The organism is Streptomyces sp. RLA123, assembly GCF_056270165.1.
On the sequence record NZ_JBWDOR010000003.1, the window covers coordinates 2,359,463 to 2,378,200 of the forward strand.

At 73.0% G+C, this 18,738-nt stretch carries 15 protein-coding genes; 4 read left to right on the forward strand and 11 right to left on the reverse strand.

The genetic code is table 11. The annotated features are described in order from the left end of the window. Positions 1–20: 20 nt before the first annotated feature. Together RV983_RS10585 and RV983_RS10590 are read right to left on the reverse strand one after the other, a co-directional pair. Positions 21–1,802, reverse strand: coding sequence for an IucA/IucC family protein (locus RV983_RS10585; RefSeq protein ID WP_475985545.1), 1,782 nt, complete (start codon positions 1,800–1,802; stop codon positions 21–23). A gap of 55 nt (positions 1,803–1,857) precedes the next feature. After that, the gene (locus tag RV983_RS10590) at positions 1,858–3,255 is read right to left on the reverse strand and encodes a diaminobutyrate--2-oxoglutarate transaminase family protein (RefSeq protein ID WP_475990279.1); all 1,398 of its coding nucleotides are present in this window, start codon (positions 3,253–3,255) and stop codon (positions 1,858–1,860) included. 224 nt (positions 3,256–3,479) lie between these two features. On the opposite strand from RV983_RS10590, the gene RV983_RS10595 reads away from it, so the two are divergent. Then, positions 3,480–4,667, forward strand: a complete 1,188-nt coding sequence (locus tag RV983_RS10595) for a trypsin-like serine peptidase (RefSeq protein ID WP_475985546.1) — start codon at positions 3,480–3,482, stop codon at positions 4,665–4,667. A gap of 69 nt (positions 4,668–4,736) precedes the next feature. On the opposite strand, the gene hflX is transcribed toward RV983_RS10595, so the two are convergent. The 6 genes from hflX to miaA all read right to left on the reverse strand — a co-directional run bounded on the left by hflX (position 4,737) and on the right by miaA (position 12,715). Then, positions 4,737–6,239 (reverse strand): GTPase HflX, encoded by a 1,503-nt coding sequence (gene hflX / locus RV983_RS10600; RefSeq protein WP_475985547.1) that lies wholly within the window; start codon positions 6,237–6,239, stop codon positions 4,737–4,739. Positions 6,240–6,411: 172 nt separating this feature from the next. Continuing rightward, a complete protein-coding gene (locus tag RV983_RS10605) occupies positions 6,412–7,947 on the reverse strand; it encodes a M1 family metallopeptidase (protein WP_475985548.1) in 1,536 nt (511 codons plus the stop codon). Positions 7,948–8,018: 71 nt separating this feature from the next. Further along, entirely contained in the window at positions 8,019–10,151 is a 2,133-nt protein-coding gene (locus RV983_RS10610) for a RelA/SpoT family protein (RefSeq protein ID WP_475985549.1), read from the reverse strand. Between the two features lie 153 nt (positions 10,152–10,304). Then, the gene (gene dapF / locus RV983_RS10615) at positions 10,305–11,183 is read right to left on the reverse strand and encodes a diaminopimelate epimerase (RefSeq protein WP_475985550.1); all 879 of its coding nucleotides are present in this window, start codon (positions 11,181–11,183) and stop codon (positions 10,305–10,307) included. 16 nt (positions 11,184–11,199) lie between these two features. Further along, on the reverse strand, positions 11,200–11,667 hold the full coding sequence (locus tag RV983_RS10620) for a hypothetical protein (RefSeq protein ID WP_475990280.1): 468 nt from the start codon (positions 11,665–11,667) through the stop codon (positions 11,200–11,202). Between the two features lie 97 nt (positions 11,668–11,764). Beyond that, a complete protein-coding gene (gene miaA / locus RV983_RS10625) occupies positions 11,765–12,715 on the reverse strand; it encodes a tRNA (adenosine(37)-N6)-dimethylallyltransferase MiaA (protein WP_475985551.1) in 951 nt (316 codons plus the stop codon). A gap of 115 nt (positions 12,716–12,830) precedes the next feature. Between miaA and RV983_RS10630 the strand changes: the two genes are divergently transcribed. After that, entirely contained in the window at positions 12,831–13,037 is a 207-nt protein-coding gene (locus RV983_RS10630; RefSeq protein WP_475985552.1) for an antitoxin, read from the forward strand. On the opposite strand, the gene RV983_RS10635 is transcribed toward RV983_RS10630, so the two are convergent. The 3 genes from RV983_RS10635 to miaB are packed head-to-tail and all read right to left on the reverse strand — an operon-like array spanning position 13,034 to position 15,650. Beyond that, positions 13,034–13,738, reverse strand: coding sequence for a class III extradiol dioxygenase subunit B-like domain-containing protein (locus RV983_RS10635; protein ID WP_475985553.1), 705 nt, complete (start codon positions 13,736–13,738; stop codon positions 13,034–13,036). The two genes, RV983_RS10630 and RV983_RS10635, sit on opposite strands and share 4 nt — an antisense overlap. Before the next feature lie 25 nt (positions 13,739–13,763). Beyond that, on the reverse strand, positions 13,764–14,087 hold the full coding sequence (locus tag RV983_RS10640; RefSeq protein WP_475985554.1) for a hypothetical protein: 324 nt from the start codon (positions 14,085–14,087) through the stop codon (positions 13,764–13,766). Between the two features lie 54 nt (positions 14,088–14,141). Further along, positions 14,142–15,650 carry a tRNA (N6-isopentenyl adenosine(37)-C2)-methylthiotransferase MiaB gene (gene miaB, locus RV983_RS10645; RefSeq protein WP_475985555.1) on the reverse strand — a complete coding sequence of 503 codons (1,509 nt, stop codon included), beginning with the start codon at positions 15,648–15,650 and terminating at the stop codon, positions 14,142–14,144. Positions 15,651–15,776: 126 nt separating this feature from the next. On the opposite strand from miaB, the gene RV983_RS10650 reads away from it, so the two are divergent. Next, on the forward strand, positions 15,777–16,760 hold the full coding sequence (locus tag RV983_RS10650; protein WP_475985556.1) for a TAXI family TRAP transporter solute-binding subunit: 984 nt from the start codon (positions 15,777–15,779) through the stop codon (positions 16,758–16,760). Between the two features lie 116 nt (positions 16,761–16,876). After that, positions 16,877–18,715 carry a bifunctional serine/threonine-protein kinase/glutamate ABC transporter substrate-binding protein gene (locus RV983_RS10655; protein WP_475985557.1) on the forward strand — a complete coding sequence of 613 codons (1,839 nt, stop codon included), beginning with the start codon at positions 16,877–16,879 and terminating at the stop codon, positions 18,713–18,715. The last annotated feature ends 23 nt before the right edge of the window (positions 18,716–18,738 follow it).

Genomic DNA, 18,738 nt, shown 5'->3' on the forward strand with positions numbered 1-18,738 from the left:
CTCTTCGTGGCCTCCCGCGGTCAGGCGCGGAGGGGGTTGGGGACGGAGACGTACACGGACTGCGTGTCGACGGGGCCGGCCAGTTCGTCCAGGCCGTGCAGCCGGGTGAGCAGGTTGGCCTTGCACCTCAGCTCCGGTGCCTCCAGCAGGTGTCCGGGCAGCGGGGAGCGGCCGCCCGCGGCGGCCTTGCCGAGGAAGCGGCGGAAGGCGGCCAGCAGCACGCGCTCGTCGGCGAGGCGCTGGGAGCCGAACGCCCCGATGAGGCCGAGGACGTTGTTGATGCCCAGGTAGTAGGCGAGTCGCTCGTCGGCGACGGCGTCGGGCACGAAGGTGTCGCTCACGGCGCCGACGCCGGGACGGCGCGCCTCCAAGGCGGTGCGTGAGCTCTCGCGGAAGTAGTAGCCCTGGTTGTCGCGGTAGCGGCCGCCGGCCGGCCAGCCGTGGGCGTCCAGCACGACGAGGGTGTTCTGCTGGTGGGCCTCCAGGGCGATGCCGGCCTCGCCGTCGAGCCACAGCACCGGGCGCACGACCGCGTCGAGGTAGCGCAGGAACCATTCCGCCGACACCGCCGCCGCGGGCCGCCCGCTGCGTGCGGCCAGCCCCCCGACCAGCTCGGCGAGGCGCGAGGGCATTCCCGGTCCCCCGTCGGGCGCGGGCCGCGGCGCGGTGAGTCCGGCGAGGCAGGCCACGTCGTCGCCGGGCCCGAAGGGGTTGTGCCGTACGACGACGTCGAGACCGCGGACCGGGGCGCCGTCGTCCGGGGCGTCGACGGCGAGCCAGGCCGGGTCGCGGACGATGTCGAACCCCGGGTGGGCCAGGCGCCAGCGCTCGGCCAGGCCGGCCCGCAGCAGGCGGTGCACCTCGACGCCCCGGTGGAGCTCCTTGCGGAGGTTCTCGCGGCGGGAGTTGGTGATGCGTACGGCGAGGGAGAGCTTGAGCATCGCGGCCGTGCCGGGCCGCAGGACCGTCCGCACGGAGGACGTCGGGTGCCAGGGCTCGCCCGCCGTGCCCAGGTCGTGCAGCAGTCCGGCCTCCACAAGCGCACGCACTTCGGGCCGGTGCGCGAGATCGCGTGCCTGCCAGGGGTGCAGCGGCAGCGGCACGGTGCCCGGCGGGAGCCGCCGGACGACGTCGGGGCCCGCCAGGGCGGCCATAAGGCGGGCGGCCGGCACGGTGCGCCCGCGCTCGGTCCACGCCGAGTCGCCGGCCAGGACGCCGCGGTCCACGGCCGCCCAGTGCAGGGCGAAGGACCCGCGCCGTTCGGGCGCGTAGACGGCCGATTCCGCGTCCGTGAGGCCTTCGCGGCTCTTCGGTGTCGGGTGCAGGGGATGGCCGAGGACAAGAGCCTGTTCGGCGTCGAGGAACGGGATCGTGCCGGGCGGCGCTGCCGGTCGTGCCCTGCGCTCGGCGACGATCGCCGTGGTCCGGCGGACGGAGTCCGCGACCCGGGCCACCAGGTCGGCGCCGTCCGGTGCGGGGACGCCCGCCTCGCGGGCGAGCAGGGCGGCGAGCGTCACGGCGCCCACCTCCTGGCCCGCGGCGGACAGGCGCGGGGGGCCGAAGCGGTGGTGACCGGTGGCCGACCAGTGGCGGACCGGCACCCGCAGTTCGGTTCCGGTCGCGGGCAGCGGCACGCACAAGGTGTCGCCCTGCGGCACCGGCAGGCCCGTCTCCCGGGCCCAGCACCGCAGCAGCGCTTCGGTGCCGGCCGCGTCGGCGACGGCGTACGGGTCGTCGTACTCCTCCTGCCGGGCCTGCGGGGGGACCGTCGCCGGGGTCCCGACGAAGGGGCGTGCGGTCATGGGATGACTCCTCGGGAATCGGCGTGGCGGCGCGCGGGGCCGGCGGCGTCCGGGGTCACGAGGGCCCCCACGTCCGGTTCGCGGCGGCCGCCGTCAGGGCGTCGGCCAGGCGGTCGAGGACGGCCTCGGACTGCTCGTCGGTCATGGTGAGCGGGGGCAGCAGGCGGACGACGCTCGCGTCGCGCCCGCCGAGTTCGACGATGAGGCCGCGGTCGAGGGCGGCGCTGCGGACGGCGGCGGCCAGGCGGGGTGCGGACGGCGGGACTCCGTGGACGCCGGGTGTGCCCTCGGGGTCGACCAGTTCGAGGCCGAGCATGAGGCCGCGCCCGCGGACGTCCCCGACGCAGGGGTGGGCGGCGGCGAGTTCACGCAGCCGGACGAGCATGCGGGCGCCGAGGGCGGCGGCGCGGGCCGCGAGGCCTTCGCGGCGGACGTGGGTGAGGGTGGCGGCACCCGCGGCCATGGCGAGCTGGTTGCCGCGGAAGGTGCCGGCGTGGGCGCCGGGCCGCCAGACGTCGAGTTCCTCGCGGTAGACCACGACGGCGAGCGGCAGGCTGCCGCCGATGGCCTTGGCCATCACCATCACGTCCGGCACGACACCACTGTGCTCGACGGCCCAGAAGGCCCCGGTCCGGCCGACGCCGGTCTGCACCTCGTCGGCGATGAGCGGGATGCCGCGGGCCCGGGTGACGGCGCGCATGCGGCGCAGCCAGGCATCGGGGGCAGGGATGACACCGCCCTCGCCCTGGACCGGTTCGAGGAGCATCCCGGCGGGCGGCCGGACACCTCCCTTGGGGTCGTCGAGCAGGCTCTCCGTCAGCCGGGCCGACAGTTCCGCGCCCTGCTCCCCGCCGATGCCGAACGGGCAGCGGTAGGCGTACGGGTACGGGAGCCGGGTGACACCGGCGTCCGCGGCAGCGCCGGCCGCGCCCCGTACGGCGGTGTCGCCGGTGACGGCCAGCGCGGCGGCCGTCATGCCGTGGTAGCCGCCGGAGAAGGCGAGCAGGCCGTCGCGGCCGGTGGCGGTGCGCACGAGCTTGAGGGCGGCCTCCACCGCGTCCGTGCCGGCCGGGCCGCAGAACTGCACCCTTCCGTGCTCGGCGAGTTCGCGGGGCAGCGTCTCGAACAGGGCGGTGGTGAAGGCGTCCTTGACAGGGGTGGCCAGGTCCAGCACGTGCAGCGGGGCGCCGGAGTCGAGGACGGCGCGGATGGCCTCCACGACGACCGGGTGGTTGTGGCCGAGCGCGAGGGTGCCCGCCCCGGAGAGGCAGTCGAGGTAGCGGCGGCCGTCGGCGGCCTCGATGGTCATCCCGTGCGCGCGCACGGGCACGACGGGAAGCGAACGGGCGTAGGTGCGCGCAGCCGACTCGCGCAGCGATTGTCGTCGCAGGATGCCCTCGGCGTCACCGAAGTCGCCCTCGTGCACCGCCAGTCGGTCCGGTGCGCTCGGCATGGCGGCCACGTGCTCACTCCTCGGTGTCGGGTGCGGCGCCCCCGGAGCTACCAACGACCGCACGCGCGCACGGCAACTGCCTGTGCCGGAGATCTCACGGCGGAACCGTCCGCCCGGCACGTGCCGTCCCCCTTCACGGGGCATACGTCGCCCATGAGAGGGCAGAGTTGGGCATTGCCCGTCAGCGAGCAACCGACATGTTCACAACAGGGGGATCGCAACCGATGCCATCGATAAGCCGGTTGGCCGTGGCGGCGACCACGGCCGCGTTGCTCGCCGTCACCGCGACCGCCTGCGGCGGGTCGGGCGACAACGCCGATGCCAAGCCCAGCCCCTCGGCGACCGCGTCATCCGACGACAGCGGGCTCCAGCTGCCCACCGATCTGCCCACCACCCTTCCCACCAGCCTCGACGACCTGGACAAGTGGGCGGACGCGCTGCAGAACGGCGGCTGGAAGGACTGGGACAAGGACAAGTGGCTGCGGGACGCGGCCGACTTCATCAACCCCATCATCAAGGACCTCTGGGACGCCGACCGGCTCCGCGAGGCCGACGGCACCCCGGACGACGAGCAGAACCCGGACGTCCGTCGCGCGGACGACGGCACCACCGACCCGGAGCCCGCCGCGATCAGGGCACAGCGGCTGGCGACCCCGTTCCACGACGCCTCACCGGCGACGGGCAAGCTGCTGTTCGACATGCCCGATGGCCAGGCGGTCTGCTCGGCGACCGTGGTGAGCGACCCGGCGAACCCCGGGAAGAGCAATCTGGTGTGGACGGCAGGCCACTGCGTGCACGCGGGCGCCGCGGGCGGCTGGTACCGCAACATCGTCTTCGTACCCTCCTTCAACGATAAGGGCCTGAGCGGCGCGGCACTGCAGAGCGCCACCAAGGAGCAGCTCGCCCCGTACGGCACCTGGTGGGCGGCAAAGGCCGGCACCTCGCAGCAGTGGATCGACGGCGGCGGGGAGTCCTCGGAGACCAGCTCGGCCTACCCGTACGACTTCGCGGTCCTGAAGGTGACCAACCCGGACTCCGCCACGTCCCTGGAGGAGACGGTCGGTGCCTCCGTGCCGGTCTGGTTCGACGCGCCCACCTCGGCCGGCATCGACTCCATGGACGTCCGCGGCTATCCCGCGGCGGCGCCCTTCGACGGCTACGGCTACCAGCAGTACCACTGCGCGGGCGACCCGGTCCGGCTGGCGCTCACCAGGGGCGCGCCCACCATGCACTGGCTCGGCTGCACCATGACGGCGGGCGCCTCGGGCGGCGGCTGGTTCGCCAAGGAGCCCGACGGCAGGCTGGCCCTGGTCAGCAACACCTCGATCGGCCCGCAGGACAGCCCCCGGTGGCTGGCCGGACCGCATCTGGGGCCCGAGGCCGAGGCGATCTTCAACGGCGTACGGGAGTAGCGCGGCGGAGAACGCCGCAGGGCCCGCCCCTCCATGGGGGCGGGCCCTGCGGCGTCGGTACTCGGCAGGCTAGCGGCGCGCGGCGAGCGCGAACGGCTCCAGCTCCGCCGCCAGCTCGTCGTGGACGCGGGCCTTGAGCAGCGTGCCGTCGCCGGTGTGCTCCTCGGAGAGCACCTCGCCGTCGGAGTGCACCCGGGCGACGAGTGCGCCCCGGGTGTACGGCACCAGGGCCTCGATCTCGACGGCGGGCCGCGGGAGCTCGTCGTCGATCATCGTCAGCAGCTCCTGGATGCCGCGCCCGGTACGGGCGGACACCGCGATGGAGTGCTTCTCGCGGCGCAGCAGCGACTGCAGCACCACGGGGTCGGCCGCGTCGGCCTTGTTGATCACCACGATCTCGGGCACGTCCAGCGCGCCGACGTCACGGAAGACCTCGCGGACCGCGGCGAGCTGCTCGTCCGGGTTCGGGTGCGAGCCGTCCACCACGTGCACGATGAGGTCGGCGTCGGCGACCTCCTCCATCGTGGAGCGGAAGGCCTCGACCAGGTGGTGCGGCAGGTGCCGCACAAAACCGACGGTGTCGGCCAGGGTGTAGAGCCGCCCGCTCGGGGTCTCCGCCCGGCGCACGGTCGGGTCCAAGGTGGCGAACAGCGCGTTCTCCACCAGGACGCCCGCACCGGTGAGCCGGTTGAGCAGCGAGGACTTGCCGGCGTTGGTGTAGCCGGCGATCGCCACCGAGGGCACCTTGTGACGCTTGCGCTCCTGGCGCTTGAGGTCGCGGCTGGTCTTCATCTCCGCGATCTCCCGGCGCATCTTGGCCATCTTCTCGCGGATGCGGCGCCGGTCGGTCTCGATCTTGGTCTCACCGGGACCACGGGTGGCCATACCGCCGCCCGAGGAGCCGGAGCCACCGCCACCCATCTGCCGGGACAGCGACTGACCCCAGCCGCGCAGGCGCGGCAGCATGTACTGCATCTGCGCGAGCGAGACCTGCGCCTTGCCCTCACGGCTCTTGGCGTGCTGGGCGAAGATGTCGAGGATCAGCGCGGTCCGGTCGACCACCTTGACCTTGACGACGTCTTCCAGGTGGATGAGCTGGCCCGGGCTGAGCTCACCGTCGCAGATCACGGTGTCGGCACCGGTCTCCACGACGATGTCCCGCAGTTCCTGCGCCTTGCCCGAGCCGATGTAGGTGGCCGGGTCCGGCTTGTCGCGGCGCTGGACGACGCCGTCCAGGACGAGTGCGCCCGCGGTCTCGGCGAGGGCGGCGAGCTCCGCGAGGGAGTTCTCCGCGTCGCGGACGGTGCCGTCCGTCCAGACACCGACGAGCACGACCCGCTCCAGGCGGAGCTGCCGGTACTCGACCTCGGTGATGTCCTCCAGCTCGGTGGACAGACCCACCACACGGCGCAGGGAGGCACGTTCGGAACGCTCGAACTGCTCGCCGTCACGCTCCCCGTCGATCTCGTGACTCCAGGCGACGTCCTCTTCCATCAGGGCGTCGGCCCGAAGGCTCTCGGGGAGGCGCTGGCGGCTGCTTGCAGAGCTCGAAGAGGAAGAAGAGGAGGTCATTGGATCCTTTGCTCGGAGAGGAATCGATGGGCGGGGCGCTCGCGCCTCGCTTGTGGGACAACGCCTGGCGCGTCCGGTGGATTCCCCGGCCGCGCCGCCGTCGCCGTACCTAGATGGTCGCACGCCGGTCGCCGCCCGGTCACGCGACTTTCGCCCGCGCGGGCCGGGGCCCTCAGTGGTGCCCGCCGTGCGGGGCGCCGTGGTGCCCGCCGTGCGACTGACCGTGCGACTCGGCGTGCGGTCCGACGTGGGGCCCCGGCTTGGCCGCGGCCGTTTTCCAGTCGGGGTGGCCCGGCATGGGAGGCGTGGTGGGCCCGTACAGCCACGCCCGCAGGAAGGGGCCGAGGTCGCGGCCGGCGGTCTCCGAGGCGAGGTCGATGAAGTCCCTGGTCGTGGCCACGCCGTCGCGGTGCCGGGTGACCCAGGCCCGCTCGAGCTCCTGGAAGACGTCGTCGCCGATCTCCTGGCGGAGCGCGTACAGGGCGAGGGCGCCGCTGAAGTAGACGTTGCCGCGGAAGATGCTCAGCTTGGCCTGCGCTCCGGGGTTGCCGGGCACGAGCGGGTGGGCGGGAGGCCCGCCGGCGCGGCGCAGCTCGCCGTCGATCTGGTAGGCGCTCCTGGCGAGCTTGTCCAGGGTGTACTCGTGGTACTTCTCGGCGCCGTAGCGCCACTGGTACCAGGTGGCGTGGCCCTCGTTCAGCCACAGGTCGGACCAGGTAGCCGGGCTCACGCTGTCGCCGAACCACTGGTGGGCCAGTTCGTGCACCATCACCGGCGTGGCGTCCGCCTCGCGGGCCATCAGGACGCGGCGCTCGAAGAGCGAGAGGGTCTGCGTCTCCAACTCGAAGCCGGTGACCGTGTTGGCGGCGAGGATGCCGTAGGTCTCGAAGGGGAACGGGCCGACCTGCTGCTCCATCCACGCGATCTGGTCGGCGGTCTGCGCCAGCCGCTTCTCCAGCGTCGCCCGGTCCGGGTCGGCGGCGTCCAGGACGTCGCGCAGGGGCAGGCCGCCGGGCCCGGTGCGGTGCAGGACGGCGCTGTGGCCGATGGAGACCTGGGCGAGCTCGGTGGCCATGGGGTGCGCCGTGCGATAGGTCCACGTGGTGGTGGCGCCCCGGGTGAGGGACGGCTCGGGCAGACCGTTGGCGACGACCGTGAGGTCCTTGGGGGCGGTGACGTGGAAGGCGAACCGCGCCTTGTCCGAGGGGTGGTCGTTGCAGGGGAAGACGGTGTGGGCGGCGCTGGCCTGATTGGCCATGACCAGTCCGTCCTTGGTGGGGATCCAGCCGGTGTCGTCCTTGGTGGTGGGGTCGCTGGTGTGGACGACGGTGATCTCCGTCCGGCCGCCCTCGGGGACGGGGGCGGACGGGGTGACGACCAGTTCCTCGCGCTCGGTGGTGAACCGGGCGGGCCGGCCGTCGACCTCGACCGAGCTCACGATGCCCCGGGCGAAGTCGAGGTGGAAGCTGCGCAGGGTGTCGGTGGCGAGCGCGTCGATGCGGGTGACGGCGCTGAGCGGCCGGTCCTTGCCGTGGTAGGTGAGCGAGATGTCGTAGTCGAGGACGTCGTACCCGGGGTTGCCGAGCTCGGGGTAGAGCCGGTCGCCGATGCCGGCGGGGGTCGTGTCGCCGCCGGGCAGTCCCGCCGCAGTGAGCGCGATCACCGCGGCCGCGGTGAGGGCGCCGCGGCGCGCAAAGGATCCGATCATGAGACATCGGTATCAGCGGTCCGGGCCCCCGAGGTGGCGGCGCGTCAGCACCCCACCCGATCGGGTACTCCTCAGACCTGCGGGGTGGCGACGGCGCCCTGGGCGCGGTACACGTCATAGACGCCGGGCACGGCGCGCATCGCGCGCATCAGGGCGGGCAGCGATCCCGGGTCGGGCAGCTCCACGGTGTACGTGTGGCGTACCCGGTGCTCCTGCGGGGGCTCCACGGCGGCGTAGACGATGGCGGCACCCTGGCCGGCGATGACCTCGGTCAGGTCGGCGAGCAGCCGCGGACGGCCCAGCGCCTCGGCGTAGAGCGTGGCGCGGTGGCCCGCGTCGGGCGCGTCGTGACGCCAGCGGACGGCCACCGGGTCGCGGCCGGAGGCGACCATGCGGGCGCTGACCGGGCAGCCGGCGCGGTGCACGGCCACCGTGCCGCCGCGGATGACGAAGCCGGTGATCCCGTCGGGCGGCACGGGCGTGCAGCAGCGGGCCATGCGCACGGTGCCGCCGGGCGGGTCGGTGTCGGCGGTCTCCGCGAGGGGGTCGGCCGTGCGGCGCGTGATCGTCCCGGCGGTGCGGACGGTGGGCGTGGCCGGCTGCTCCTCGGCGCCGTCCGCCGGATGGGCCTCCAGCCACCGGCTGATGGCGATGCGGGCGGCGGGGGTGCGGGCGTGCTCCAGCCAGTCCGGTGACGGTCCGGAGGCTTCCCCGCCGGTGTTGTGGGCCATGAGCAGTTGCAGGGTGTCGCCGTCCTTGAGGGGGGTGCGCAGCGGCGCGAGCCGGCCGTTGACCCGCGCGCCGACGACGGCGTGGGCGGCCGCCCCGTGCAGGGCGTAGGCCGCGTCGGTGCACGTGGCGCCGTCCGGCAGGCCCACCGTGCCGCCGTCGGCGGAGAAGACGGTGATCTCCCGGTCCTGGGCGAGCTCGTCGCGCAGGGTGCTCCAGAAGAAGTCCGGGTCGGGGGCGTCGCGTTGCCAGTCCAGCAGCCGGGCGAGCCAGCCGGGCCGTGTCGGGTCGACACGCTCGCCGTCGGCGCCGTCCGGTGCCTCGCCGGCCGTGTACGGATTGCCGAGCGCGATGACGCCGGCCTCGGCGACGAGGTGCATCTGCCGGGTGCGGATGAGGACTTCGGCGATCCGGCCGTCGCTGTCGCGGATGGCGGTGTGCAGCGACTGGTAGAGGTTGAACTTCGGTGCCGCGATGAAGTCCTTGAACTCCGCGACGACCGGGGTGAAGCAGGTGTGCAGCTCGCCGAGGACGGCGTAGCAGTCGGCGTCCTCGGCGACCTGGATCAGCACGCGGCCGAAGTCGCTGCCGCCGGGCAGCGCGCCGCCGCGCTTGAGCCCGACGCGGTGCACCGACACCACGTGCCGCGGCCGGACGTCGACCTCGGCGCCGATCCCGGCGTCCCGCAGCACCCGGCGCACGTCCTCGGCGACGGCGCCCAACGGGTCGGGCAGGGCGGCGTGTTCGACGATCAGGTCGGTGGTGCGGCTGTACTCCTCGGAGTGCAGGATGGCGAAGACCAGGTCCTCCAGCTCGGTCTTCAGCGCCTGGACGCCGAGGCGTTCGGCGAGCGGGATGAGCACGTCGCGGGTGACCTTGGCGATGCGCGCCTGCTTCTCGGGACGCATGACGCCGAGGGTGCGCATGTTGTGCAGCCGGTCGGCGAGCTTGATCGACATCACGCGGACGTCGTTGCCGGTGGCGACCAGCATCTTGCGGAAGGTCTCGGACTCGGCGGCCGCGCCGTAGTCGACCTTCTCCAGCTTGGTGACGCCGTCGACGAGGAAGCGCACCTCCTCGCCGAACTCCTCCCGCACCTGGTCCAGCGTCACATCGGTGTCCTCGACGGTGTCGTGGAGCAGCGAGGCCGTCAAGGTCGTGGTCTCGGCGCCGAGTTCGGCCAGGATGAGGGTCACCGCGAGCGGGTGCGTGATGTACGGCTCGCCGCTCTTGCGCATCTGGCCGCGGTGCGAGGACTCGGCGAGCTCGTAGGCCTTGCGCAGGATGGCGAGGTCGGCGCCGGGATGCCGCAGGCGGTGCACCTTGGCGATGTGCTCGATCGCGTCCGGCACACGCCCCCGTCCACCGGGACCGAGCAGGGCCGCGCGCCCCAGCCGGCGCAGGTCCGCCGCCCGAGGGATGCGCCTGCGCCCCTCGGCGTTCGGGGCGGCTTCCACTGCGTTGTCTGGGCTCATACGGGCACCTCCGGCAGCGTCGACCGGCGGCGGGATGGCTTCCGTGCCGGTGCTTGATGCTACCGAGCCCATCACGTGCCGCTGACACCCTCTCGCCCAGCGTGATCGGCATCACCCGTTCGAGCGAATGAAATCCCCGGAAGATGGGTAGGCTTACGCGCCTTCGTGCAGCCAGACCGGATCGATCACGCCCGTGGCGACGATGACGGCCGGACCGGTCATCTCCACGGTGCCGTCCGGGCGTTCGGTGATGGACAGGCGACCGCCGGGCAGGTCCACGGTGTACGTCTGCGGACGGCCCGTCACGGCCGGGTCGATCCCGTCGCGTCGGGCCGCGGCGACCATGACGGCGCAGGCGCCCGTGCCGCAGGAACGGGTCTCGCCGGAACCGCGCTCGTGGACCCGCATGGCGACGTGCCCAGGGCCCCGGCCGACCACGAACTCGACGTTCACACCGTCCGGGTAGGCAGCGGCGGGCTCCCAGACCGGGGACGCCAGCAGGTCGCCGGCGTCGGCGAGATCGTCGACGAAGGCGACGGCGTGCGGATTGCCCATGTTCACGTTACGTGCCGGCCAGCGGCGCTCGCCGACGGAGACCTCGACCTCGCCCTCGGGAAGTACGACACGTCCCATGTCCACCGTGACGTCGCCGTCCTTGGCAATGTGCGCCCGCCGCACGCCGGCGCGGGTGGCGACCGCAAGGTCGCCGGCTTCCGCGAGACCGGCGCGCTCCAGGTAGCGGGCGAAGACCCGGACGCCGTTGCCGCACATCTCGGCGATGCTGCCGTCGCCGTTGCGGTAGTCCATGAACCACTCGGCCTCCGCGGCCATCGCCGCGGCCTCGGGGTGCTTCGCGGAGCGGACCACCCGCAGCACGCCGTCCGCACCGATCCCCGCCCGGCGGTCGCAGAGCCGGGCGACCATGGCGGGGGTCAGTTCCAGTTCCCCGTCGTGGTCAGGAATGATCACGAAGTCGTTCTCCGTGCCGTGCCCCTTGAGGAACGGCAGGCCCTGCGGCGCGGCGGTGGTCATGCCCCGATCCTACGGGTCAGCGCAGGCGGGCGATGCGCCAGAAGGCCAGCAGTGCCAGCACCACGATGATCGCCGCGTACAGGGCGAGGTAGCGCCAGTCGGGGCGCCGCTCGGAGCCGCGGGCGGGCAGGCCGGGCCAGGTGTGACCGACCTTGCGGGCGGCCATCAGGCCCCAGCCGGCCGCGCAGCAGCCGAGCAGGAAACCGAGCATGGCGACGACGGCGCCGCCGTCGCCGGTCTCGAAGGCGAGCGGGAAGGCGAACATCAGGGAGCCGAGCGCGCCCAGTCCGACGATCGGGGCGATCTGCCACACCCGTAGACGGCGCTCGGGGCGCAGTTCACGGAAGGACTGCTCCTCCTCCGCGAGGGTCTGCGCGTCGAGCGGGTCCTCCAGGGGTCCGTCGACCACGAGGCGGTCCTGTTCCGCGTCCGCGGCACCCTCCGCCTGTTCCGGTTGCGGTCCGTTGCGAGGGCCGGCTTCCATCGCCACGCGCCCTCCAAAGAGTCCGACACCGTAGCCCGATGCTCGATGATGGCACGCTCGAAGTGGCGTCAAGTGCCGCTGAGGCGTCCCGATGCCATCACGTGATCAGGCTGTGACCGCTGGGCCGGGCCGGGCCGAACAGGGCGAGGGCCTGGGCCACCAGTTCCTCCCCGCGGCCGCCGAGCCAGTGCACACGCTGGTCCCGGCGGAACCACGAATCCTGACGGCGCGCGAAGCGTTTGGTGGCGCGCACGGTCTCGTCACGCGCCTCCTGCTCGGTGCAAGCGCCCACGAAAGCGGCGAGAACCTGCTGGTAGCCGAGCGCCCGGGAGGCGGTGCGGCCCTCTCGGAGACCAGCCGCCTCCAGTGCCCGCACCTCGCCGACCAGCCCAGCCTCCCACATGCGGTCGACCCGCAGCGCGATGCGCTCGTCGAGCTCGGGGCGCGGCACGTCGACGCCGATCTGGACGGTGTCGTAGACCGACTTTTTGGCGTGGGCATCGGGAAGGTTCGCCGTGAAGGGGCGGCCGGTGATCTCCACGACCTCCAGGGCGCGCACGACGCGCCGCCCGTTGCTGGGCAGGATCGCCCGCGCCGCCTCGGGGTCGACGGCGGCCAGGCGGGCGTGCAGCGGTCCGGAGCCCCGCTCCTCCAGCTCGGCCTCCAGTCGGGCCCGCACCTCGGGGTCGGTGCCGGGGAAGTCCAGGGCGTCGATCGCGGCGCGCACATAGAGGCCCGAGCCGCCGACGAGCACGGCGCTGCGCCCGGCGGCGAGCAGGCGGTCGATCTCGAGCCGGGCCAGGCGCTGGTACTCGGCGACACTGGCCGCCTCCGTGATGTCCCAGATGTCCAGGAGGTGGTGCGGGACGCCGTGCCGCTCCTCCTCGGCGAGCTTGGCGGTGCCGATGTCCATGCCGCGGTACAGCTGCATGGAGTCGGCGTTGATCACCTCACCGTCCAGGGCCCGGGCCAGGGCGACACCGAGGTCGGACTTGCCGGCGGCCGTGGGGCCGACGACGGCGATCACATGGGGGGCGTCGTTCTTCACGTGCACAGTTTCGCAAATTCCGGCGGCGCGGATTCACCCTTGGACGAGTAGCATCATCAAACAGAAAAGGTCATTTCAGGCTATTCCACGCAGGGGACGGTGAGCCATGAATCTCATGGACACGTTGAAGGCCAAAGCCGAGCAGGCCAGGGTCAAGGCGGGGGATTTCGTGGAACGCCACGGCGACGCGATCGAGTCCAAGCTGGACAAGGTCGCGCACACGGTCGACGAGAAGACCAAGCACAAGTACAGCGGGAAGATCGACTCGGGCGTGGGCAAGACCAAGGGCGCCCTGGGTCAGATGAAGGAAAAGCGGGACTAGGACCAGACCGACACGAAGTAGCCGACTCCGTAGGGCGCCTCGTCGAACAGCAGCGCGCCGCCGAGCGCGGCCTTCTCCCCCGCACCGGCCAGGACCTGCCACGGCGCCCGTCCCGCGGCGCCCAGCTCGCCCGCGAGGCCCGCGTCCAGCCCGGCGAGTGCGGCCGTGTCCGCCGCGCCCAGCGCCCGTGCGACGGACGCGTCGAAGGCCTCCGCGCGGTCGTCCAGGTAGCCGGGAGCCTTGAGGGTGCGGCAGTTGCTGCCGTCCGCCATGACGAGCAGCGCGACCCGGTCCGCCAGCTCCGCCAGGCCACGGCCCAGCTCCAGCATGCGCCCCGCCGGAGCGTCCTCGGGCACCGCGCAGCCGTGCAGGGGCGCGGCCAGGCGCGCGTCGTCCAGCAGTGCGGCGGCGACCGTCAGCGCGGGGGCCAGCGGCTCGGGGTCCGAGCCGTCGCCGAGGCGCACCGCGCGGTTCACGCCGTACGGGCGCAGCGAACCGGTGCCACCGCCCTCCCAGACGTGGGCGCTCTCCCCCGTGCCGACCGCGCCGACCACGACGAGCAGGTCAGGGCGGGCCGCGGCGATGACGGCCAGCGCGTCGGCGCAGGCGGCGCGCAGGACGTCCAGCTCGGTGGACGCGCCCGAGGCGACCTCGGGCACGAGCAGCGGCGGACAGGGGCACACGGCGGCGGCGACCAGCATGATCGGAAGCCTAACGTGCGCCGGCTCAGTACCCCTCGGGCACACGGTCCCGGGGCGTGGCCGCCACCGAGGCGTCCTTGCTGTCGGCGATGAGCTCGGCCACGGTGAAGCGGCAGATGTAGGTCGTGGTCATGCCCTCGTTCACCTGGAGCAGGCCGTCCCCCGTGCGGTAGGTCCAGCTGCGCCGCACGCTCAGCGGCTTGCGGGGCCGGAACGCCTGGGCAGCGTGCTCAAGGGCGCACAGCGCGTCCTCACGGCTGCCGTCCGCGTGGCCGAGGAGGTCGAACTCCCAGCGGCTGTCGCCCCCGCTGCCCACGGTCTCCTCGACGAACAGTCCCCACCGGCTCACGCCGTCCCCCTTGGATCTTCCGTTTGTGTGCAGTCCTGCCGGGCCCGCGGTCGGTCAGTGGGCGGCGCAGCCCGGTGCGGCGGCGGGCACCGGCGCCGGGACGCCGATCGTCGGCAGTCCGAGCATGACGCCCTCCGGCTTGGCGGCCGCGGCGGCCGTGCGGCGCTCCCAGGCGTCGCCGGCCGGGGTGCGGCGGACGGTGAAGGCGGGGCGCTCCGCGAGCAGGTGGTGCGGCGCGGCGTAGGTGATCTCGGCGGTCACCATGTCGCCGGGCCGCACGGGCCCGGCGGGCGGCGCGAAGTGCACCAGGCGGTTGTCGGCGGCGCGGCCGGACAGGCGGTGCGTGGCGTCGTCCTTGCGGCCCTCGCCCTCGGCGACCAGGATCTCCAGGGTGCGGCCGACCTGCTTCTTGTTCTCCGCCCAGGAGATCTCCTCCTGGAGCGCGACCAGGCGCTCGTACCGCTCCTGCACGACGGCCTTGGGCACCTGGCCGTCCATCTCGGCGGCGGGGGTCCCCGGGCGCTTGGAGTACTGGAAGGTGAAGGCCTGGGCGAACCGCGCCTCGCGCACCACATGCAGCGTCTGCTCGAAGTCCTCGTCGGTCTCACCGGGGAAGCCAACGATGACGTCGGTGGAGATGGCGGCGTCCGGCATGGCCGCGCGCACCTTCTCGATGATGCCGAGGTAGCGCTCCTGCCGGTACGAGCGGCGCATGGCGCGCAGCACCGTGTCGGAACCGGACTGGAGCGGCATGTGCAGCTGGTGCATCACGTTCGGAGTCTCGGCCATGGCCGCGATCACGTCGTCGGTGAAGTCGCGCGGGTGCGGCGAGGTGAAGCGCACGCGCTCCAGTCCTTCGACCCTCCCGGTGGCACGCAGCAGCTTGCTGAAGGCCTCGCGGTCGCCGATGTCGGAGCCGTACGCGTTGACGTTCTGGCCGAGCAGGGTCACCTCGACGACGCCCTCGGCGACCAGGGCCTCGACCTCGGCGAGGATGTCGCCGGGACGGCGGTCCTTCTCCTTGCCGCGCAGCGCGGGGACGATGCAGAAGGTGCAGGAGTTGTTGCAGCCCACCGAGATCGACACCCACGCGGCGTACGCGGACTCCCGCCGGGTCGGCAGCGTGGAGGGGAAGGTCTCCAGGGACTCGGCGATCTCGACCTGGGCCTCCTCCGCGACCCGGGCGCGCTCCAGCAGCACCGGCAGACTGCCGATGTTGTGGGTGCCGAACACCACGTCGACCCAGGGGGCCTTCTTCACGATCGTGTCGCGGTCCTTCTGCGCCAGGCAGCCGCCGACGGCGATCTGCATGCCCGGGCGGGCCGCTTTCTGCGGGGCCAGACGGCCGAGGTTGCCGTACAGGCGGTTGTCGGCGTTCTCGCGGACCGCGCAGGTGTTGAAGACCACGACGTCCGCGGCCACCGCGCCGTCGGCGTCCTTGGGCGCGCGGACGTAGCCGGCCGCCTCCAGGAGGCCTGCCAGCCGCTCGGAGTCGTGGACGTTCATCTGGCACCCGTAGGTGCGGATCTCGTAGCTCTTCACACCCTGCTCTTCACGCTGCACCCATCCAGAGTAAGGGGGCGCCGGAGGCGCTCGTGCTCGCGTTCCCCCCGGGACGCGCGCGAGGCGGTGGCCGGCGGGAGCGGCGGACGCTGGCCAGGGCGGGAGGGGGCTGGCAGTATCGCCCGGATGGAGGCTCCCCGTATCGGCAGGCGCCGGGCCGTGCAGGCGGTGCTGGCGACGGCGGCGGCGATGGCGCTGCTGCTCTGGTGGCTGCTGCCCGCGGACGGGCCGTCGCGCCCGAAGGGCACGGTGTCGTTCTCGACCGGGTCGCGCAACGGGGTCTACGAGACCTACGGCAAGCGACTCCAGCCGTACCTGCGCACCGATCTGCCGGGCGTGCAGGTGCGGCTCGTGCCCTCCGAGGGCTCGGTCGACAACGTACGGCGGGTGGCGACCGGGGAGGCGGACTTCGCGATCGCGGCGGCCGACGCCGTCGCGGACTACCGGGGCAGGGGGGCCGCACGGCTGCGGGCCTGCGCGCGGCTGTACGACGACTACATGCAGTTGGTGGTGCCCGCGGGCTCCAAGGTGCGGTCGGCGAAGGACCTGCGGGGGCTGCGCGTCGGGGTGGGACAGCCCAGTTCCGGGGTGAACCTCATAGCGCGCCGGCTGCTCACCGCGGCGGGGCTGGGGCACGAGGGGGACGTGCACCGGGAGGCCGTCGGCATCGACACGGCGCCCCAGCTGCTCCGCGAGGGCAGGCTGGACGCGTTCTTCTGGTCGGGCGGGCTGCCGACGAAGGCCGTGACGGATCTGGCGGAGCGGTCCGACATCAGGCTGGTCCAGCTCGGCGACCTCGTGAACGCCCTGCACTCCGGGCGCGACGAGTCCGGCTACTACCGGCAGGCGCTCATGCCCGCGGACGCCTATCCGATGATCCAGGGCGGGCGGGCCGTGCAGACGATCGCCGTCGCCAATCTGCTGATCACCACGGACCGGGAGGACACCGGGCTGGTGGAGCGGCTCACGCGGACGGTCATCGACAGCCGGGACCGGATCGGCCAGGAGGTGCACGCGGCGCAGCTGGTGGATCTGCGGACGGCCGTCTTCACCGACCCGCTCCCGCTGCACGCGGGGGCCGAGCGCTACTACCGCTCCGTGAAGCCTTAGGCCCGGTAAGCGGCGTTCCGTCCGACATGTGATCATCCCCCTTCCCCGGGGCCGATGTTCATCCCCGGCGCCGCCCCATAACCTGTAGCCGACCACGGACCGATGGGGGCACAGGCATGAGCACTGAGGGTATTCCGGAGACCCTCATCGACGGCCGCTACGAACTGCGCCGGCAACTAGGGCGCGGCGGCATGGGCGTGGTCTGGGAGGCGTACGACAACCGGCTCGGCCGTCAGGTCGCCGTCAAGGAGCTGCTGTTCCGCGGGGCGCTGGACCCGGAGACGCAGGCGCAGTGGGTGGAGCGGGCGCGCCGGGAGGCGCAGGCGATCGCCCGGATCGGGCACGAGCACGTGGTCGCGGTGCATGACGTGATCGAGGCCGAGGGCCAGGTCTGGATCGTCATGGAGCAGGTCAACCCGCACTCCCTGGCCGACCAGTTGCGCGAGCGGGGCCGGCTGCCGGCCCTTCAGGCCGCGCAGATCGGGCTGGAGGTGCTGCGCGGACTGCGCGCGGTGCACGCGGCCGGGGTGCTGCACCGGGACGTGAAGCCGCACAACATCCTCTTCCGGCGCGACGGCCGTGCCGTGCTGATGGACTTCGGCATCGCCACCTTCGAAGGCGCGGCCCAGGTGACGCGGCTGCACGAGACCGTGGGCACCCCGCAGTACCTCGCCCCGGAGGTGGCCAACCGGCAGCCCCCGACGCCCGCCTCCGACCTGTGGTCGCTGGGCGTCACCCTGTACGAGATGGTCGAGGGCAGAGCGCCCTTCCGGGGGCCGACACCGTACGAGGTGCTGGAGGCGGTGCGCACCTCGGAGCCGCCACCGATGGCGCACGGCGGGCCCCTGCGCCCGCTGGTCGACGGGCTGCTGGTGAAGGACCCCGCGGCACGGATGACGGCGCAGCGCGCCGAGCAGCTGCTCCAGCACGTGGCGCAGGAGACCCCGCAGTTCCCCCTGCCCGTCCTTCCCGAGTACGACCCGCAGGCCACGGAGTCGGACGTGGCAGGCGTCCCGGAGCGGCTCACGGACCCGTCCGCGGCGGAGGACGCCGAGTCGGCGCCGCGGCCCGGCGGAGGGCGCCCCGCGTGGCGGCGCTGGCGTGCGCTGCTGGCGGGCGGCGTGGGGCTGGTGGTGCTCGCGGCGGCAGGCTGGTTCGCCACCGACGGGCTGCGGGACGGCAACGGGCTGCGGCTGGCCGGCTCCCCGACGTACCAGGCGGCCCGCGAGCGCGGCTATCTGCTCGTCGGCGTCAAGAAGGACCAGCCGGGGCTGAGCCAGGAGAACGCCGAGGGCGGCTACGAGGGCTTCGACATCGACCTGGCGTGGGCGATCGCCCGTCATCTGGGGTTCCAGCACGTCCAGTTCACGGTCGTGGACACGCAGTCCCGCGAGTACCGGCTGAAGGCGGGCCAGGTCGACCTGATAGTGGCGAGCTACTCGATCACCCCGCAGCGCAAGAAGGAGGTCGACTTCGCGGGCCCGTACTACCAGGCCGCGCAGGACTTCCTCGTGCGTGGGAACTCGCCCATCCACGGTGCGCAGGACCTGATCGGCCGCACAGTGTGCACGGTCACCGACTCCACGCCCGCCGAGCGCCTGAGGCAGCAGTTCCCGCTGATAAAGACCGACCAGCAGGCCTCGTACGGGATCTGCGTCAACGAGCTGCTGGCCGGACAGGTCGACGCCGTCTCCACCGACGACATCATCCTGGCCGGCTACAGGGCCCAGCACCCCAAGCAGCTGCGCCTGCTGGGCGTCCCCTTCGGGAGCGAGGAGTACGGCGTGGGCATCCAGAAGAACGAGCCCGCGCTGAAGCACGCCATATGCGACGCGATCCAGGACGAGATCACCTCGCGTGCCTGGCAAGCGTCGTACAAGAAACACCTCAAACCGCTCAACCCGCAGCAGGTGGCGGACCAGCGGCCGCCCGAGGAGATGGACGAGTGCGCCTGACGGCGCCGCTGTCCCCGGACGGC

Coding starts and splice junctions, on each gene's coding strand:
- RV983_RS10585 (WP_475985545.1), bottom strand. CDS start 1,802: ATGACCGCACGCCCCTTCGTCGGGACCCCGGCGACGGTCCCCCCGCAG.
- RV983_RS10590 (WP_475990279.1), bottom strand. CDS start 3,255: ATGCCGAGCGCACCGGACCGACTGGCGGTGCACGAGGGCGACTTCGGT.
- RV983_RS10595 (WP_475985546.1), top strand. CDS start 3,480: ATGCCATCGATAAGCCGGTTGGCCGTGGCGGCGACCACGGCCGCGTTG.
- hflX (WP_475985547.1), bottom strand. CDS start 6,239: ATGACCTCCTCTTCTTCCTCTTCGAGCTCTGCAAGCAGCCGCCAGCGC.
- RV983_RS10605 (WP_475985548.1), bottom strand. CDS start 7,947: ATGATCGGATCCTTTGCGCGCCGCGGCGCCCTCACCGCGGCCGCGGTG.
- RV983_RS10610 (WP_475985549.1), bottom strand. CDS start 10,151: ATGAGCCCAGACAACGCAGTGGAAGCCGCCCCGAACGCCGAGGGGCGC.
- dapF (WP_475985550.1), bottom strand. CDS start 11,183: ATGACCACCGCCGCGCCGCAGGGCCTGCCGTTCCTCAAGGGGCACGGC.
- RV983_RS10620 (WP_475990280.1), bottom strand. CDS start 11,667: ATGGAAGCCGGCCCTCGCAACGGACCGCAACCGGAACAGGCGGAGGGT.
- RV983_RS10630 (WP_475985552.1), top strand. CDS start 12,831: ATGGACACGTTGAAGGCCAAAGCCGAGCAGGCCAGGGTCAAGGCGGGG.
- RV983_RS10635 (WP_475985553.1), bottom strand. CDS start 13,738: ATGCTGGTCGCCGCCGCCGTGTGCCCCTGTCCGCCGCTGCTCGTGCCC.
- RV983_RS10650 (WP_475985556.1), top strand. CDS start 15,777: ATGGAGGCTCCCCGTATCGGCAGGCGCCGGGCCGTGCAGGCGGTGCTG.
- RV983_RS10655 (WP_475985557.1), top strand. CDS start 16,877: ATGAGCACTGAGGGTATTCCGGAGACCCTCATCGACGGCCGCTACGAA.